Source organism: Clostridium sp. LS (assembly GCF_002760435.1).
GTDB lineage: Bacteria > Bacillota > Clostridia > Clostridiales > Clostridiaceae > Clostridium.
In genome coordinates this window covers 97,858-116,864 of record NZ_AUUU01000013.1, presented here as the reverse complement: position 1 = coordinate 116,864, position 19,007 = coordinate 97,858, and the positions used below count along the sequence as shown (strand labels likewise).

General features: G+C 29.9%; 13 protein-coding genes. 1 reads left to right on the top strand and 12 read right to left on the bottom strand.

All coding sequences use genetic code 11. The features are described from left to right. Positions 1-184: 184 nt before the first annotated feature. Entirely contained in the window at positions 185-544 is a 360-nt protein-coding gene (locus COL3_RS03820; RefSeq protein ID WP_347474365.1) for an OsmC family protein, read from the bottom strand. 227 nt (positions 545-771) lie between these two features. Here COL3_RS03820 and COL3_RS03815 point away from each other — a divergent pair, with 227 nt between their 5' ends. Then, positions 772-1,539 carry a class III extradiol ring-cleavage dioxygenase gene (locus tag COL3_RS03815; RefSeq protein WP_008419231.1) on the top strand — a complete coding sequence of 256 codons (768 nt, stop codon included), beginning with the start codon at positions 772-774 and terminating at the stop codon, positions 1,537-1,539. A gap of 143 nt (positions 1,540-1,682) precedes the next feature. Here COL3_RS03815 and COL3_RS03810 read toward each other — a convergent pair whose 3' ends face one another. The 11 genes from COL3_RS03810 to COL3_RS03760 all read right to left on the bottom strand — a co-directional run bounded on the left by COL3_RS03810 (position 1,683) and on the right by COL3_RS03760 (position 18,833). Next, positions 1,683-3,392 (bottom strand): methyl-accepting chemotaxis protein, encoded by a 1,710-nt coding sequence (locus COL3_RS03810; RefSeq protein WP_008419232.1) that lies wholly within the window; start codon positions 3,390-3,392, stop codon positions 1,683-1,685. A 153-nt stretch (positions 3,393-3,545) separates the two neighbouring features. Then, a complete protein-coding gene (locus COL3_RS03805) occupies positions 3,546-3,965 on the bottom strand; it encodes a hypothetical protein (protein WP_008419234.1) in 420 nt (139 codons plus the stop codon). Between the two features lie 52 nt (positions 3,966-4,017). Beyond that, positions 4,018-6,720 carry a cellobiose phosphorylase gene (locus COL3_RS03800; RefSeq protein ID WP_008419236.1) on the bottom strand — a complete coding sequence of 901 codons (2,703 nt, stop codon included), beginning with the start codon at positions 6,718-6,720 and terminating at the stop codon, positions 4,018-4,020. A gap of 64 nt (positions 6,721-6,784) precedes the next feature. Beyond that, positions 6,785-7,801, bottom strand: coding sequence for a LacI family DNA-binding transcriptional regulator (locus COL3_RS03795; RefSeq protein WP_008419237.1), 1,017 nt, complete (start codon positions 7,799-7,801; stop codon positions 6,785-6,787). Between the two features lie 42 nt (positions 7,802-7,843). Then, positions 7,844-9,184, bottom strand: coding sequence for a glycoside hydrolase family 30 protein (locus COL3_RS03790; RefSeq protein ID WP_008419238.1), 1,341 nt, complete (start codon positions 9,182-9,184; stop codon positions 7,844-7,846). Between the two features lie 15 nt (positions 9,185-9,199). Next, positions 9,200-12,358, bottom strand: coding sequence for a hypothetical protein (locus COL3_RS03785; RefSeq protein ID WP_008419239.1), 3,159 nt, complete (start codon positions 12,356-12,358; stop codon positions 9,200-9,202). A 55-nt stretch (positions 12,359-12,413) separates the two neighbouring features. Next, a complete protein-coding gene (locus COL3_RS03780; protein ID WP_008419240.1) occupies positions 12,414-13,241 on the bottom strand; it encodes a carbohydrate ABC transporter permease in 828 nt (275 codons plus the stop codon). Then, positions 13,241-14,212 (bottom strand): sugar ABC transporter permease, encoded by a 972-nt coding sequence (locus COL3_RS03775; protein WP_008419241.1) that lies wholly within the window; start codon positions 14,210-14,212, stop codon positions 13,241-13,243. Before COL3_RS03775 ends, COL3_RS03780 begins: the two co-directional genes overlap by 1 nt. A 72-nt stretch (positions 14,213-14,284) precedes the next feature. Beyond that, positions 14,285-15,628 (bottom strand): ABC transporter substrate-binding protein, encoded by a 1,344-nt coding sequence (locus COL3_RS03770; protein WP_008419242.1) that lies wholly within the window; start codon positions 15,626-15,628, stop codon positions 14,285-14,287. A gap of 517 nt (positions 15,629-16,145) precedes the next feature. Further along, complete coding sequence (locus COL3_RS03765; RefSeq protein WP_008419243.1) at positions 16,146-17,426, bottom strand: MFS transporter; 1,281 nt, start codon at positions 17,424-17,426, stop codon at positions 16,146-16,148. A gap of 102 nt (positions 17,427-17,528) precedes the next feature. Next, entirely contained in the window at positions 17,529-18,833 is a 1,305-nt protein-coding gene (locus COL3_RS03760; RefSeq protein WP_008419244.1) for an alkaline phosphatase family protein, read from the bottom strand. Positions 18,834-19,007 lie beyond the last annotated feature (174 nt).

Here is a 19,007-nt window from a genome sequence, read left to right as displayed (position 1 = left end):
TTACATTCAAATCTGTCAATTACTCTTTTTTCTTGCCAATTATTAGATTTTCCATAAAATTCTGATTAATCCTTATGATATCAATAGATGCAATTCCATTCCAATAATTAATTGCCGACCACAAAATTGTGGTCAGTTCAAATAATCTAGAATATTTATAAAAGTATCATATGAATAAATTACTTTATTTTGCTCTATTAAATTCTATTTGCTTTGATAATGTTTTTCTAACTGGGCATTTCTCTGCCTTAGCAATGACTGAAGCTTTTGTTTCGTCATCAATGTTGCCAATAATCTCAATATCATATTCAAAAATTGCTTTTTCTTCATCATTGTTATTTAGATTTATTTTAACTATTACTTTTTCATATTCTAAATGCATTTTTTGGAGTACCATTCTAGTAGTGATATTTAAGCATGACGCATATCCAGCGCATAATAAATCAAATGGTTTAAAGTGTTTTCCACTACCGCCCTTTTCTCTTGTTACATCTGAAAAAACAAGAGTATCTTCATTTGATATTTCTGTTAAATAAGGATCCATTTTACTCTCCGATATTATCAAAATTAAATCTCCTTTCTTTTAAAAAATTAGTTCCATTATTCCATTCTAATATATAATCCCATATTCTCTGCTAAGTTATTCATTAGATTCTAAACACTTCAACAAATTTAACTATATAAGACGTAATTGAAACTGAATATTTCTAATAAAAAGGAATAAAACTAATATAAAAAATTGATAAGTTTTTATATTAGGAGGATTTTCAAATGGTTCCGTCATTATTTCTAAGTCATGGCTCTCCCAACCTAGCAATAGAAACAAATAAGTATACAGTATTCCTTAATAATCTTGGTAAACGCATCTCCCCTAAAGCAATAGTTATTTTTAGTGCTCATTGGGAATGTGAAGTTTTGTCCTTAACATATACTGATGATGTTCTAGATACTATTTATGATTATTATGGCTTTCCAAAAGAGATGTATGAAGTTAAGTATCCCGCAAAAGGATCTACGGAAATAGCATTAATTCTCGAAGAAAACTTTATGAAAAAAAACATTAAAACAAAGATAGAAATGATGAGAGGCCTGGATCATGGTTCATGGGTTGCGTTAAGACACATGTATCCGAATGCAGATATTCCCGTTGTTCAACTTTCTATTAATCCTTCTTTATGCATAAAAGAACAATATAATATTGGTGCTGCTTTGCGTGATCTTGGAGAAGAAGATATCTTAGTTATAGGTAGTGGAACAACAGTACATAATTTAAATTGGATCTTTCCTGGTGAAGTAAGTGTTAAACCTGAAGCAGTAGCCTTTGATGATTGGTTAATTGAGCATATAGAAAAAAGGGATTTAGACTCTTTAAACTCTTATCTAACCCTTGCACCTTATGCTAATCTTGCAGTTCCAAGGGCTGAGCACTTTGTCCCTTTATTTATAGCTATGGGAAGTGGTGATGAGAATAAAATACCTAAAGTCATTAATAGAAATTATGAAAACGGCACCTTTAGTAATCTATGTTTCGAATTTTAAAGTTTAAGGGAGGATAAAATTCCTCTCTTAAATATATTATTGTTTTTAGATTATTTATAATTGACTTTATTAATAATTAAATTTGCAATTTTATCTTCTATATCTTTTGTTGTAATTACAGATATTCTTAATAAAACTTAATCCTAAGATTTGTTATATTTTTCAATCATTTTATCAAGATTATTTGCTTGATTAATTAATTCCTCACTAGCAGCAGCACTTTGTTCTGCTATTGATGAAGTCAATTGAACAACATTTGTTATCTGAATTATTCCATCATTTACTTGTTTTATAGCATATGCTTGATCTTCAGATGCTGATGCAATACTCGAGACCAATTCTATTGCTCTATTTACATCTTCAACAACATTTTTTAAAGCCTGTGCAGTATTATTAGCTAATGTTTTACCTTGATTAACCACTTTTATAGCTTCTTCAATAAGCTGTGTTGTTTGCTTTGCTGCATTTGTACTTTGATTCGCAAGACTTCTTACCTCCTCAGCAACAACTGAAAATCCTTTGCCTGACTCACCTGCTCTTGCTGCTTCTATAGCTGCATTTAATGCTAGTAAATTTGTCTGCTCGGAAATGTAGTCAATAGCCTTTATAATATTTTTAATATCCTTAGATGATTTTTCAATTTCATTCATTGCCACTAACATTTCATTCATTTGATAATTACTTTTTTCAATATTTTCAACTAAAGTAGTAGTAATATAATTTGTATTATTTGCATTTTTAGCATTACTTTGCACTTTTTCATTAATATCTATCATTGATGCGGAAAGTTGTTCTATAGAACTAGCTTGTTCAATTGTGCCTTTAGATAGCACTTTAGCTATGCTGGCAACTTTATCTGAACTGCCACTAACTTCATGAGTTGCATCATTTATCTCTGAAAAAACTTCATTAAAGGAATTTAAAATATTATGTAAAGATTCTTTTATTTCTACAAAATTCCCTTTATATCCTTCCCTTGTAGAAACACTTAAGTTACCTATAGATATATGACCTAAAACATGAGATATGTCATTTATATATGCTTTAAGAGTCTTTAACATTTCTGAAAAAGAGTTTGCTAATTCTCCAATTTCATCCTTAGACTCCACTTCTATAGCTACTTCCAAATTTCCCTCTGCCATTTGTCTTGCAATTCTGTTCATCTTTTCTATAGGCTGACTAATAAAATTAGTTATATTTCTAGATAAAAATATAGTTAAACCCAAAGTTAATCCTATTGATATTAAAATAATTATAATTGAGATTATCTTTAACGTCTTTGATTTATTAACCAGCTCATTACAGTTATCAATTTTAGTTTGTAATAATTCTGAAATATCAACTGTAAGGACTTCTACTTTAGGACTTACATCCGATTTCATTATTTGAGAGGCTTGCCTGTTTTTCTTTTCTAATCCAAGTTCTAAAACTCTATCTCTAATAGGTTCATACTCACTTATATCATTTTTTATTTTTTCAAATTCTTCTTTCTCTATACTCGTTGTATTAGTTTTTTCTATTGATATTAATAGCTGTTTAATTTCCTCTGAATAATTACTAACTGAATCTCTAACATTTGCTTTTCGTGTTTCATCAAAACTTTCGTCCTCTGACATTGCTATATCTCTTACAATAGAATATGAATTCTCTACTTTTATCCCTAGTTTCCCAACTTCACCTTGAGAAAAACCATAATTATTTATAGCATGATTATACTCAACAGTTATTAACTGCAAAAAGACTAAACTAATAATTGAAGACAAACTTCCTAGAATAGTTATTATCATAAATGATCTAAAGAGCTTTTTTCGCAAAGGTAAATCTTTTATGTTGATTTTCATATACTTTCTCAAATTTATTCGCTCCTTAAACTTTAGTAATATATTTTCATTTTGATTTTTTAACTTAGCTATAATAGAACAATTTTTCAATTAATACTATATGATTTGAGTATATTGTATTTCTGACAAACTTTGCTTCTAACAAATTACTCAAATCATATAACACTATTTCCACAAATTTTTAACTAATTGCATTATTTTCATTTTCTGTTCATCGTTCATTGGGATAGTTGGAGAATTATCATCTCCAGTATCTGAATTTTCAACAATTAGAACCGATGTCTCTTCACTTAATGTATGAGTATGCCATGTAGAACGCTTAACATTATATATTTTTAAAGGTTCCATATCTATAGCATCTATTTCACCAATCTCGGTTGAATTTCCACCTGAAAACAATATGCATTTTCCAGACAGCAATACAAATATTTCATCTGTCTCATCATGCTTTTGCATTGAGGTTATTTGTGAAGGTAGCAATTCATCTATATAATTTAGTACGGCAACACGCCAAGATTTATAATCAACTAAAGGCTTGTATCCTTCCTCAGTATATTCAGAAACTTCAATAAACTCTTTATTCATAATTTTCCTCCTCTTAGAATATTAACAATATAGTCTTTGTGACTTCATCTTGCTAATTAAGAATAATTTTTATTATGTGTTTGCCGTTCTTATCTAACTCTATTATTGTTGCTCTGTTTATAGCTGATTTTCCATTAAATTTATACTCTTTCCCATTAATATAAATTTTGTTTACACTATAGTTTCCGTATTCTTTCCTATTATCATTTACATATTCAATCCTAAGCTTTCTTTCAGCAAAAGTCATTTCTATTGTTGCTTTATTTTCTTCATTAAATTGCTTTTCTAATAACTTTGGATTGAATGCTAGGTCACCCATTTCGCCTTTTACCCCAAACATTTCGGATAATACTGTAAGTATAAGCCAGCTAGCTGATCCAGTTAAATAATGATACATACCTCTGCCTTTTTGGTTTATATATTCAGGTACGCCTGGGTAAATTCTACTTACCTTAAAGTTATTACAGTGGTTATAAAGTGTATCAATAACTTTGAATCCTTCCTCAGCAAAGCATCTTTGATAAAGTGCATTAGCATACATAATTGCCATATGACTAAATACAGCTCCATTTTCTTTATGCCCATAAGCAAAACCGAACATTCTTCCTAAATCAGTTTTTACTTCATTAAAGTTAGTATTTAATCTATAGCCACCTACAGATTCATCGTAAAGATATTTATCTGCTGCTTTAACTATACTCTTTACTTGCTCTTCTGTAGCAATACTGCTCATTATAGTAAATACTTGGCCTGTAAGCATCATACGGGTTTCATGCTCACCATCACCTTCAACTCTTCTAGCATTGTTATCATAATAGCCGTTATACCATCTATAACCTTCCTTGTTAATAATCCACTCATTTTTTTGTATATGATTCTTAAGCCATTCTGCCTTTCCTTCAATATTAGAAATCAACTCATCGCAATCTATACCAATAACTTTGCCACTAATATTATGTCTGCACTTTAAGCAGTACTCTTCTAACACTTTCCTCTTTTCTTCTATATTCTCATAAAGTTCATGATTTCCAGTTAATAGCACTAACAGTTCTTCAGCTAGCTCTACATTTTTAATATTCTTTTCATATCTTAAGTATTTTAATAGCTCTGCAATGTTTGAAAGGTTTCCACCATAGAGAGCGCTAAATGCAACACTTTCTCCTTTCTCATCAGCCATGTCCAAGCCATCATTCCAATCAGCTCCACGAAGTTTTAAGTTATTATGCTCTCCAACATCATAAAAAGCAGTTAAGTGTTGTATTAAAATGTGTTCTAAGATAGTTCCTTTATGCTCTTCTTCTTCATGTGTAAGCATTTTATTTCCTTGCTTTGCATTCCATAAAAGATCTTTTTCGGTCCCTCTTCCCTCTTGAAGGTCTTTAAAGTAACTTTGTTTTTCTAAAAGAAACTCTATATCTCCAGTTTGCTCTATATAAAGTTTTGTTGTTAAGAACGGCCATGCTCCATGATCCATCCAAACACGAGTTATATTGTTTCTATCTGCAATAAACTCTCCTTGCTTTGTTCCGATTATTGTTGCATTAGTACCATCAAAACGAACTCCACCAAAATTATCTAAAAGCATTCCTCTAACATTACTTGGATCCATAGCTAATAATGCTAAGCAATCTTGCCACAAATCTCTCCAACCTCGTCCGCCTTTTCCGTAATCGTGGTGAGGTAAAAATGAACATCCATAAATTCTTCGAAGCATTGGTTGGAAATTAACCCAATACATCCAATTATCAAATTGCTTATTCTTAGTTTCATAAGAAATATTAATTTTTTTATTCCAATATGCTTTTGTTTCCTCTAAGAATCCATCGAAAGCGGTTTCTGTTAAATGATTATCAACAATGCTGCTGAAGTCAGATTCAGAATTTCCAAACCCAATAGCTACAATATAAGTTTTTGATTCTCCCGCTTCAATTATTTCATCTTCAAAACGTATTGCTCCAATTGCCTCATAACCTTCTATATTACTATTTGCTTTAACTTTAAACTCCTCATTAAGTACTACAGTTTGAGGAATTTCAAATGAACCTCCTTCTCCAATGAAATCCTCTACTAGTGGGCAAAATCCAATTGGTTTTTCTCCATTTCCTTTTGCAGCCATAGCACCGTAAACTACAGTATTTTTTTTATGTCCTCTTTCATCAAAGGTTAATGTAGGATTTACTACTATTCCATATTCAGTAGTTTTTATTCTATGCAAAAGAGAGGTTACATGTCTGTGATCTCTAATATTATCTGCTGAACGGCAATATAACGGTATTGCTGCTGTTGGTGTTATTCTCTTAGGCACATTGTCCATATTCGTTACTGTTACCTTCATTAACTCTACTTTATCATCTGTTGCTGGAACAAATGATATTATTTCGCTTTTTATGCCATACTTCTTTGATATTCTAATCATTTTGTGCCACATTATTCCCGCTTCTAACTCGGTTTCTTCTTTATCTTCACTGAATATTTCAGATTGTTGCGCCGCTGAAATGCCACTAGCTGACCAAGCTCCTGCTCCATCAATATATACCCAAAAATTTCTTGAGGACTTGTTATTGTGAAGATCCTCACTACTCACTGGAGCGAGTAAAAATGTGTTTTGCCCCATCTTGCAATCACCATTTAAAGTAGGAGTTATACTAGACATAACTCCTGCCTCATTTGCAAGGGGAAAATACATATAACTATTATTTTCAGGATTTTTAAGCCTGAAAGTTCCTTTGCTATTTAAAAATTCATAATTAGCCATAACGTGAAACCACCTTTACAATATTTCTATAATATTTATTTGCAATTTACTCATATCAATTTCATTATTTTATTTTTTTACATGAATCTCTTTCAACCAGTTCAACTGATATTATTTTATTAATTTTTAGTTTTTCCTTTTCATTAATTTGTTCAACCAATAGGTCTACAGCAGTTCTTCCAATTTCATCACAGTTTTGCCTTATAGTTGTAAGTCTAGGAGTTAAGTATTCAGAAATCTCTATATCATCAAAACCAATTATTGATATATCATCAGGGATTGTAAGACCAGCATCCTTTACTGCATTTATGGCACCAATGGCTATCTTATCACAGGCTGCAAATACAGCTGTGGGTCTATCTTTGAGATTTAGCAAATCTTTCATAGCCTTATATCCACCAGAAACATCAAAATTCACTCCATCTGCAATATATCCCTCTTTTATTTTTAATTTCAATTTCTCCATAGTTTTGATATATCCTTCTTTTCTAATATGACTTGGCCAGTTATCAGATTGACTAGCCCCTGTTATATGAGCAATTCTTCTGTGACCTAAATCATATAAATACTTTATGGCCAAGTTACAACCTTCTAAATTGTCTGAAGTTACTGTTGATGTATTCTTACTGAACATATCTATTACAACAATTGGAAAATCACTTTCTATTAACTCCAAAGTTTCTTTATCATTTGGATCTGTACAGATTATAGCAATTCCATCCACGCATCTATACTTAAAATACTCTAAAAAAGTATCGTTCTTTAATCTATCATTCTTAGAACCAAATAGTAATGAGTAACCATGTTTATCTGCCTGTTTTTTAAAGGCCTCAATTACGCCTGAAAAGAAAGGATGATTTAGTCCAACTCCAAGATCTTCAAAATATACTATTCCTAATGTCCATGTCCTCTTTGTAGATAAAAATTGAGCTTGAGAATTTGGTAAAAAGTTTTCTTCTTCAAGTATCTTTTTTATCTTGGCTCTAGTTTTATCACTTACATCGGGATAGTTATTTATTACTTTTGATACTGTAGTTGGCGAAACTCCTGCGATTTTTGCTATTTCATAAATTGTACTCATTTCTTTATTTCTCTCCTTCTCTTTTTCAGAAACACCTATATACTATTTTTCTTCAACAATAGTATAAATAGAATGTGCTTTTAATTTTATTAATAAACTTTCATCATCTATTTGTAAGTTAATATACTTATCCTCATTTTCTTCATTCATAATTACTGCACATAAAGTATTATCCTCATTTAAACAACCAACCGCATAAATCTTATCACCCATAACGCTGCTATTTATTCTTACAGCATTCTTTATAAATTTACTAAAGTGTGCAATATAGAAAAATGAACTATTATAATGTACTTCTTTTGTTTTACTATCTATTATTATTGGCGCATCACACAAATTGTTTACATGATTTGGACCGCCTGTCTCATCAAGAGCAATATTCCAATCCATCCACGCTTCAATATAATTATTTAAATCTCCAATTATATTTCTTCCATATCTTTCTCCAGTATCCCATGAACCTAATTTTACTCCACCTTCTTGGCATCCCTCAGTAAATACTATATGTTTATCTGGAAACTCATCATGAATCTTTGATGTATTAGAGAATTCTTCTGACATATACCAGTGTATTCCAGTCCCCCATACATATTTAGCAGCCTCTTTATCTTCAAGGACAGCTTTTGCTCTTTCATATACTATATCTCTATTATGGTCCCAAATTATTATTTTCTTATCATCAAGGCCATTTTTATGCATTGTTGGCCCTAAATAGTCTTTTACAAAATCCCTTTCTTCTTCGGCAGTATAGAGGCAAGAATCCCATACTTGATGCGCTGCAGGTTCATTTTGAACTGTAACTGCCCAAATATCTATACCTTTTTCTTTCATTTTATTTATATATTTTACAAAGTAATCTGCCCATAATTGTTTGCAGTCTTCTCTAAGCTTTCCACCATTATTCATTTCACCATTAGTTTTCATATAACTCGGTGGACTCCATGGGCTTGCTAATATATTCAAGTTATTACTAGTCATTTCTTTAACAGTTCTAACTAAAGGCAATACATATTTTTCATCTCTGTCTAAGGTAAATGTTCCTAATGTCATGTCTCCATCTTCTACGTAACTATAATTCTCCAAAGAAAAATCACAACTATTTATATGAACTCTTGCAAAATTATAACCTATGCCATTTTCCTTATGGTAATAAGATTCTAACACCTTTCTCTGTTCATTTTCATTTATCTTAGAAAGAGCATATGCACTTGCTTCTGTTAACGCCCCTCCAAATCCAAGGATTTTTTGATATTTTTTTCTTGTATCCATTTTAACACTATTTATGCTATTTTTCTCTTTGTCTGCAATAAAATTTTGCAATTTATATTGCTTTAATCTTTCACCTGAGTCTTTAGCTGTTACATATACATTAAATTGTTTCATTTCTATCCTCCTGTACTATAAAATAATAGCTTGTATTTCTACTATTTCTCTATTTCTAATTTTCTCTGCAAATTCCCCACGGGCTTTATTTCCTTTAATAACAAATGTATTATCATTTTTATCTATTAAAGTAATTTCATTTATTACTCCCATATCAGCTCCAAAAGTATTTTTATTGTTTTGATTTAAATAAATGAGTCTGATATTCCCTAATATAGTAGTTACTAGCTTCCCATTATTAAAGAAATCTTTAGTCAAAATAGGACTCAATCTAAATTTAAGAATTCCATCTTCATATGCAAATAGTTTTTCTCCCACCATCATTAATTTCCATATGTTAAGCATTTCTACTGTTGTTCCACTCAATCTTGCAACAAAACCTCTTCCATGATTTCTTTCATCTGGATTACTGCTGCTTGCAATAAATGATGAATTTTCAAGTATGCTTCTTCCATATACCTTAGGGTCCATAAATGGAGGCATTGCTGTTTTTATATCTTCAAAAAATTCCTCATATAGTCCGTTTTTTATTAGCTCCAGAATATACTTAAATTCCATATGCATAAATATTGACTCTCTTTCAAGCCATCCTGCTGTAAAGCTTCTTGCTCTTCCAATTTCAAAGGATACATCTTCAAGAGACTCTGAGGTCTTATACATCTTTAATTTTTTATCATAAACATCGCTGTCCTTAATGCACTTATAAAGCTCTTTTTTTTCTTCTTCGCTTAATTCTGTCTTTAAATATCTGGCAGGTCCTTCTAAAAACAATGGCAAGAAAATAATTTTAAATTTTAATGGATTAATTTTATTATCACTATCAATTTCATATTCTTCCGCGTCATAATGTATAAATGTAGGAATTTTACCTTTATAAATACTCTTAGCTTTTTTAATGCCTAAATTAATTTTAGAAATCATTTTATCAACAATATTATTAATGGACTCAACATCTAATTCTCTAATATCTCCGCTTACTGAATATTTAATTTTATCTCTATATTCTTCTCGTATACTAGACACTTTGTCCCAATACTCAATCTCACTTAACTCTCCATTCATTTCCAAACCAAGTATTTCGTCTACTTGATCTATTGCCTTATAAAATTCTTCTGGAAGCTTTATTGGATCTTCAATTACATGTAAGTTGTCTTTTATAAATAGTAAGATTCTTTTCAATTCGGATGTTTCTGCGAAGCTTGAGCCTAGTAAGCCTGGAAGCCCATTCATTGCATCATTCCAACCTGGTTTTCCTGCTTCCATTTCAATTCCAATGCCCATAGGATCTAAAGTCATGAATTTAACTCCCGAAAGAATTAAAAGCTTTGCCATTAAATTCGTTTTAAACAAATTTCCATTTTTATCGTTAACCCAGTTACTTTGCATTTTCTCTTTTTTTCCTAAAGCTTTATATTGTCTAACTTGTCCATTATCTAATACATATTTCTCACTTCTTGGCAGAATATATTCTGGTGAGTTGTAAAATTTATAATTTTCATCTTCAATTAATAACTCTTTAATTTTATCTGGATAAATATTTAAATACTCTTCAATTAAATCAAGGTTGTATGTCCAGTGGTCTATCCAAAAACCTTCTCCAAAATCAGCTTCTATATCTTCACATGATATTTCAATGATATTATTAACTGCTTCCATTATTTTTTCATCTTCAAATTCTTCTGTATTTTTTATTAAAGAGTACAATTCACCTATAGTAAATTTATCATCTAATAATTTTATTAGTTTTTCACTTTTATATTCGCTTATTAAATTTAGTACATTTTCTTTATTACTTTCATCTATATAAAATCTTTTCCCTTTAATGACTAAAGGATTATAACCATCAAGCTGTATCAAATTACTAAATAATTTAATATTCTCGATTTTAGTAAATGGGTGAATAAATATATCCATTCTTCTATTTTGATTAACATCCCTAAAGTTTCCATTCCCTTGTGAAAAATAATTTGGCTCTATACTAAAGAAATTGTAATCTCTTTCTAAATCTCCATGTTTTCTTGAATATACATAATATATCTTTTTATGTTCCTTACCAAACTCTAATGGATATCCTCCTCTTAAAACATTGTCTATATAGCATTGTTTAATATACTGATCAAATAAAGGATACGCAGTTTTAGTTTCAACATTTTTGCTAATTTCATCAATTACTTGATTTCCTTCATTGATCTTATTATTAAAATAATTTACATTACATATTCTGTTTAATGATTTACTTACATCTCCGCTATTATTCATATAACCCATATAGCTATAAATGTAAGTCGAAGTCTTTTCTTCTAAAGTAATTATTTTTCCTGAAAATGCGCATGGTACTTTGTTATAGCAAACTTTATTTTTGTCTACCAATTCTTTAATATTAGTTTTTTGAAATTCTATAGGCTTCTTTAATGATGTATCATATCCAAATATATTTTCTGGATCAACTACTGGATTTAAGATATTTTCATTTTCATCGAAGGCCGCATAAAAATAACTATTTTCAATTTTATCAACCTTTGCAGTATCTCCCGTAGAAGCTCTAACCTTATATATAGCTGCTTTATCCTCTTTAATTTCTCCCTGCATCCAACTTCTTAAAGTATTTCCAAATACCTTATAAGATTCATTAGTAGACCCATAAGGTAATATTGCCGCTAATCCATCTAATATTTCTACCTGAATTCTCTTTTTAGATATATTTTTTATTTCAAGCTTTCTACCTAAGGCTGCAAAATCTTCATTAGGAAGTGTAAAATAAATAACTTCAATTTCAATTCCTAACTCATTATTCACTTCAATTAATTTTATTTCATTATTTTTAATTTTAATTGTCCTTTTTATATTATCACTTGTTGCTATAGAAAAAGGTTCAAATATAACTTCTTCTCTATCATTTAAAAATTTAATAAATGTTCTAAATCCATTGCTGTATATCATTTTATAAGCTTCATTAGCTGGGAAAAATTCCATTATACAATTATCTTTATCTCTTATTCCAATACTGCTTATAGCTTGGCCCCTATTAACATAAAAAGACCACATTGGTATTCCCTCTACTCCAGCTATTCCTGATAAAAAGCTTGCAAAAGGAGCTTTTCTATCATAATCTTCTATAACGTAAAATCCTAGTTCGTCTATATAATCATTTTTTATTTCATTTTCTACTTTCATAAAACACCTCTTACTTAATTCAATAATTAATGAATTAAATACAAATTCATTAATTTTATTCTTTTACTCCACCTGCCGATATACTGTTAATTATATATTTTGAGAAAAATGTAAAGGCTATCATAACTGGTAGAACTGATATTGCTACTGTTAAGTATGTTGCTCCCAAGTTAGTAGTAATATCTTTTGATGCACTTAATGAACCTACCATAACTGGTAAAGTAAATTTTTCTGGAGAAGTTAATAATACTAATGGTATTAAATAGTTATTCCAAGATCCTATAAATACCCCAATTGACATTGTTGCTATACCTGGCATCATAATTGGTATACCAATCTTATGGAATGTTTTTACTTCATTTGCTCCATCCATTCTTGCTGCTTCAATTATTGACATTGGTAATACTGAAATCAAATATTGTCTTAAGAAAAATACTATAAATGGACTTGCTATAGACGGTATAATAATTGGTAAATAGCTATCCATTAAATTTAAATTGTTTACTAAATCATAAAATCCTAAAAGGCCTAATTGAGCAGGTACCATCATTAATATCAATATTATAGTAAAAATAAAATTTTTCCCTTTGAATTCATATATTGCAAACCCATATGCAGTTAAAGCTGAAAAATATCCAGTTAAAAATGTAGTACATACAGCGATGAATAAACTATTACCAAGACCTCTAAAAATATTGAAAAATCCAGACATAGTTCTCCAGTTCTCGGCTATTGAATGTCCTGGAATAAGTGTAAACCCTGACATTATTTCCTTACTATCACGAGTTGCATTAACTATCATTACTAAAAATGGGCATAAACACAAAACACTTACAATAATTAACGATGCATAAATAATATATTTCTTAATTTTTGTTCCCATTATTTTGCCCCCTTCTTCTTAGCTGAACCATACATTGACTTGAACGTAAATGCTGAACATACTGCTATTATAAGGAACATTACATAAGCAATTGCAGCAGCATAACCTACGCTATTATATTTAAATGCAGTATTATATAGATACATAACCATAGTATTTAATACACCAAATGGTTTTCCAAGACCGTCTGTAATTAAGAATGGAATATCAAATATTTGAAGACCTCCAATAAGTGAAGTGATAGCAACATATAGTAAGATTGGCTTTAAAAGCGGTAAAGTTATTTTACCAAATGTTGTCCATCTTCCTGCTCCATCAATAGTAGCTGCTTCAAAATAATCTTTTGATATACCTTGAACCCCTGCCATAATTACTATAAAAGAATTTCCAAACCACATCCACGCTCCAATAACTGAAACTACAAGGGGTGCTGTCCCTGCTTGTCCTAGCCAATCTATTTTTGAATTTATTATTCCAAATTGAACTAAAATCTGATTAAAGGATCCGAATTGCCAATCCATTAAATTTTTAAATAAGAAGGCTACTGATGCTGCTGAAATTAAATTAGGTAGATAAAATAAAGCTCTAAAAAGACTTAATCCTCTAATTTTATATTTTATATCACTAAATATTATAGTTAATAAGAATGCTAAGCCTAATTGCAAAATTATATTAATGCCCCAAATTTTCAACGTACTTAAGAAAGCTGCCCAAAAGAGTTTATCTCCCATAACACGAGAATAGTTATCTAATCCGATAAATTTGGGCTCACCGAATCCATTAAAACTTGTAAAACTTAAATATAAAGTTCTAAAAATAGGATAAATACTAAATATTAAAAAAATTATTAAGAATGGAAGAATAAACAAATATCCAAACTTATTTACATCTTTTATGCTCTTCTTTCTCTTATGTTTAAATTTTGTGATGCTAATTTTCTCTTCTTCTACATTTGCTATATCTAAATTCAAATTCCTCACCTCTATTAAATTTCTATGATGAATCTTTATTTAAAGGTGAGGAAAATCCTCACCTTTTAATCATTAATTAGGTACTTCTATTTGTGGATAAACAGTCTTAACATTTTTATAGAAATCTTTTAAAGCATCTTCTTTCTTCATTTCACCTTTTTGAATTGATTCAATTGCTTGTCCAAAGAATTTTCCAATTTGATCATCATATTTTGTAACTAGTGAATAATCAACTTTTTTAGCTTGTTCTAACCAGAATGCATAAGTCTTTTGGCCTCCAAAAGCATCATTAGACATATCTTTGTTAGCTTCTAATGCAGGAATATTTGAAACAACATCACCTTTTGATTTTTCAATCCACCATTGTGCCGTATCTTTATTAAGTGTGCAATATTTAATGAAATCCCAAGCTGCTTGTTTATTTTTACTAAAGCTGCTAATAGCCATAAATGTTCCACCAGCAAAGTATGAGTTAGGTCCTGTTGTAACTCCAAATTTACCAATATTATCTTTTGCATTATCTCTAACTATTAGACTTCCCCATGATGGTAATGCATAAGAGAATACTTCTGTTTTAGCTGCACTTGGATCTACATCTTTAAGATCTCCTCCACCAGCATCTATTGGAATTGGTCCAGCCATTGATGCATACCAAGCTGGTGACCATTCTGGCGCGAATGCAACTAACTTTTGTTGATATAAATTAACTGCCGCATCTACATAATCTAACCTATCTTGAGTCATCATTAATTTATTATCTTTAACCCATGGTTGAGGATCCTTACCATAAACAAACCATCTTAAATTTCCTGTATCAGCAAAAATTTTGTATCCTTTGTCTGATAATTCTTTAGCTGTTTGAGTTATTGTGCTTACATCTTTATATTTTTGTGCAACAAAGGCTGGATCGTCATTTCCCCAAACTTTTTTAGCTATATCTCTACGATAAATAATTCCACCTGGAGTAACTTGATAACTTAAAGCTTTAACTTTACCATCTGCTGAATCTGTACCAGCTTTATATGCATATTCTACAATTTGATCTTTGTATTGACCAACATTATATGGTTCCTTAGTTAAATCTTCGCAGAAACCAGCTTCAAAATAGTTTGGAAGCATTTGAGGTTCACCAACTATAATATCTGGAACTTCAGCTTTTCCTCTTAGTGCTGTAGTAACCTTCGTTGGATAGTCTGCTGGAGCTATTACTGTAACTTCAACCTCTTTTCCAGGATTTTGTTCTTTGTAATGATCTGCAAATTGCTTCAAATCGTCGGACAATGTCCATACTACTATTTTTCCATTTCCTTGATCTGATTTTCCAGCTTCAGCTGTTTTGCTGCTTGATCCGCATGCAATCAATGAAGTTGCTACTAGACCTGATAAAACAAGCGACATTACTTTCTTAAGTCTCATAAGATATTCCCCCTATAATTAAATAATTTTTACTAAAAAATAACATGTACAAAATTAGTTTTGTTTTCAAAAGAATTTTTACTTTTATCTTTTCGAAACCAGTTTCGAATTATAGTAAAAAAAAATGTTTTTAATTGAGTTTCTTTCGAAACCCGTTTCGGATATTTACAAAATAAAAAGTTTAATATCCCCTTCGAAATACGAAACCGGTTTTGGTTTTATGTTTAAAATCTTAGTAACTGTTTACAAACTCATTCTATACTCTTTTTTTTATTTTGTAAAGGTTTTTTGCGAAATTTTCTTAGTAAAATATCTAAATGCATTTATGCCTAAATCATTTCCTTAAAAATTTAGTCCTTATAATTTAAATTCTACGGCATTAAAACCACATAAATTTCAACTCAATTTTTCATCTTATTTTTAATAAATTTTCTATCAAAATTCTATAATTTTTCTATTGAAGCAAAAAAATATTACGTCTTGTGCAACGTAATATCTTTCTTAATATATTTAAATTTCATAAATTTTTATCAATGGAGATATTCTCCTTTTTACTATCTCTATCTGGTACTTTAAATAATATTATTCCTCCAAAAATAAATAAAAGTATTAAACTTAAAACTCCATAATTACTCTTTCCTGTTATTTGAGTTACTATTCCCACTAAAAATGGACCTAATATAGCTGCAAACTTTCCAAATATATTGTAAAACCCAAAGAATTCATTAGATTTTTCTTTTGGTACAAGTTTCCCAAAATATGATCTGCTTAGTGCCTGTATACCACCTTGAGATGAGCCTACCAGCATAGCAAGAATCCAAAAGTCAAGAGCATTTCTTATAAAGTTAGCGTATAAACATATGAAAATATAAATTATAATTCCAACATAAAGCATTATCTTTCCTTTATATTTTTCAGCAAGATTACCATAAAGGATGGAAAAAGGAAAAGCTACAAACTGAGTTAACAGTAATATCACCAAAAGGCTTGTATTACTTATACCTAAATCAGAACCATATGAAGTAGCCATTGTTATAATCGTATTTACTCCATCTATATAAAAGAAATATGATAATAAAAATAAGAAGGATTTTTCATGTTCCTTTATATTCCTTAAAGTGTTTCCTAGCCTCCTAAAGCTGCTTTGTAGAGGCTTGGGTTCGATATCTATACCGTATACCTGCTTCACATTTTTTATCATCGGTATGGTATTTAATCCCCACCATATTGCTGTCAAAACAAAAGATATTTTACAAGCTGCAGACGTGGAAATAGGTATTAAATTATATTGGGCTAATATAACAATTGCCATACAAATTATGAAAGGTATTGTACTTCCTATGTATCCCAAAGCAAAACCCATAGTTGATACTTTATCCATTCTTTTTTCCGTTGTAACATCAACTAAAAATGCATCATAAAATATATTGCTTCCAGAGTATCCTATTGAATTTAGTATATAAAATAATAATAGTATGCTCCATAATGTAGTAGGCACTGTAGCAAGGAGCCCAGTAAATGCTATGCCTATAGCAAGGAATATATTAAAGAATTTCATTTTATATCCCTTATAGTCAGCTATTGTTCCAAGGACTGGAGCAAGAATTGCTATTATAAGTGTTCCTATGGAATTTGCATATCCCCAAAAGGCAGTTGACATTGCTGGACTTCCTCCTGAATTTTCATATATCTGCTTAAAGTATAAAGGAAGAATTGTTGATGTTATCGTCATACTGTACGCAGAATTAGCCCAATCATACAGAGCCCAGCTTTTCTCAGTTTTATTTAGCTTAATCATATTATTTCCCTCCTCCCATAATTTTTTATTCTATCATACATATGTTAATTGTATATTACAAACCTGGAATAAATTTACTTTTTTAAAAATTCAGGCATTCACTTACTCTAAAATCTCTTCAATAACTCTTCCATCAATATTTTTTAATTCGAAACCTAATAACTTTGCTATAGTTGGTGCCTCATCAATTAAATTCATTTTTTCAATAACAGTTCCCTTTTTGATTCCACAACCTTTAGCCATGAAAACTGTTGTGTAATCCTCTTTAAATGGAGAATATCCATGAGTTGAACTTGTAATATCATGTTCACTTTCAGATTCATGAGGCTGAATTTTCTTTATTACCTCACCGTTTAAATTATCTAAAAAATAATATCCTTTATTTGCCTCAAGCATTAATGCGCAATTAGGGTCTGCACCAAAGTCCTTAGCTTCATTACTTGTAAAAATTGCTTCTATGCATTCATGTTCTTTATTAAAATTATTAATTAAATCTTTAATTTCAGAAATAAGCTTTTGATTTGATCTATCTTTCACATATAAATAAGCTGAACCATCACAATTTTTTACGATTGCTTTATAATCTATTATATTTCCTGAATCATCAACCTTTATATAATCATTGTCTTTAAGAAGTACATTCAAATTAATTACCATATCTTCATCTAAACTGCTGTGATCTCCTAAAACTATTATTGTTGACTGATCATACATATTATTTTTCACTAAGGTTTCAACAATATCTCCCAGCCTGCTATCATGCCTTATAAGTGCTTCCTTTGCCTCCCTAGAATAAAATCCATACTTATGACGGATAGTATCCAAATCTGTGTAATGAACTAATGTTATATCTGGTTTTTTCGTTTTTATTGTGTACAAAAGAGATTGATGGGTAAAGTTATCAAGATTTGGCTGCTTTATTCCATCCCTCAAGCCACCAAACATATTGTTAAGTTTAATTTGATATAATGGACTTCCATTTAAAATAGAAACCATAATTTGATTTTGCCAAGGTCTGTTTGCAAATATTTCAGGCAGATTATATTGTATTCTTGACTTAGCTGTTACAGGCCAAAGAAGTGCTGCAACTTTCATTCCATTATTAATTGCAGTATCATAAAAAGTTTCTCCCTTAATATATTTCCTTTGCCAATACCAATCAGGAGATTTTCGGCCAGGCTGAAGCAATGTGTTATTTATTATTTCATGATTTTTAGGATATTTTCCAGTAACTATTGTGGCATGAGCTGGATAAGTAAGTGAAGGATACACGCTGTAAACTTTTTTACAATAGGATGAATCTTTAATAAACTCTTTAAAATTAAATAAAGAACTTATATATTCAAAATCTAAAGTTGATAATCCATCAAAGGATATTACAATCAAATGTTTTGTCATTCTTTCCATGTGAATTTACTCCCTTGTAATTAAAAATAACCTCTTCTTATTATACTATAATTCTTACAAATCTTCCCTTATATCTTATGATACTGTAATAACTTTAAATTTTTTTCGTAAACAATATATTGATAAAGGAAATTACAAATGCTAAAATTTAATAATAGAAATCTAAATAAGGTT

Coding starts and splice junctions, on each gene's coding strand:
- COL3_RS03800 (WP_008419236.1), bottom strand. CDS start 6,720: ATGGCTAATTATGAATTTTTAAATAGCAAAGGAACTTTCAGGCTTAAA.
- COL3_RS03820 (WP_347474365.1), bottom strand. CDS start 544: ATGGATCCTTATTTAACAGAAATATCAAATGAAGATACTCTTGTTTTT.
- COL3_RS03760 (WP_008419244.1), bottom strand. CDS start 18,833: ATGGAAAGAATGACAAAACATTTGATTGTAATATCCTTTGATGGATTA.
- COL3_RS03815 (WP_008419231.1), top strand. CDS start 772: ATGGTTCCGTCATTATTTCTAAGTCATGGCTCTCCCAACCTAGCAATA.
- COL3_RS03805 (WP_008419234.1), bottom strand. CDS start 3,965: ATGAATAAAGAGTTTATTGAAGTTTCTGAATATACTGAGGAAGGATAC.
- COL3_RS03795 (WP_008419237.1), bottom strand. CDS start 7,801: ATGAGTACAATTTATGAAATAGCAAAAATCGCAGGAGTTTCGCCAACT.
- COL3_RS03785 (WP_008419239.1), bottom strand. CDS start 12,358: ATGAAAGTAGAAAATGAAATAAAAAATGATTATATAGACGAACTAGGA.
- COL3_RS03780 (WP_008419240.1), bottom strand. CDS start 13,241: ATGGGAACAAAAATTAAGAAATATATTATTTATGCATCGTTAATTATT.
- COL3_RS03790 (WP_008419238.1), bottom strand. CDS start 9,184: ATGAAACAATTTAATGTATATGTAACAGCTAAAGACTCAGGTGAAAGA.
- COL3_RS03770 (WP_008419242.1), bottom strand. CDS start 15,628: ATGAGACTTAAGAAAGTAATGTCGCTTGTTTTATCAGGTCTAGTAGCA.
- COL3_RS03765 (WP_008419243.1), bottom strand. CDS start 17,426: ATGATTAAGCTAAATAAAACTGAGAAAAGCTGGGCTCTGTATGATTGG.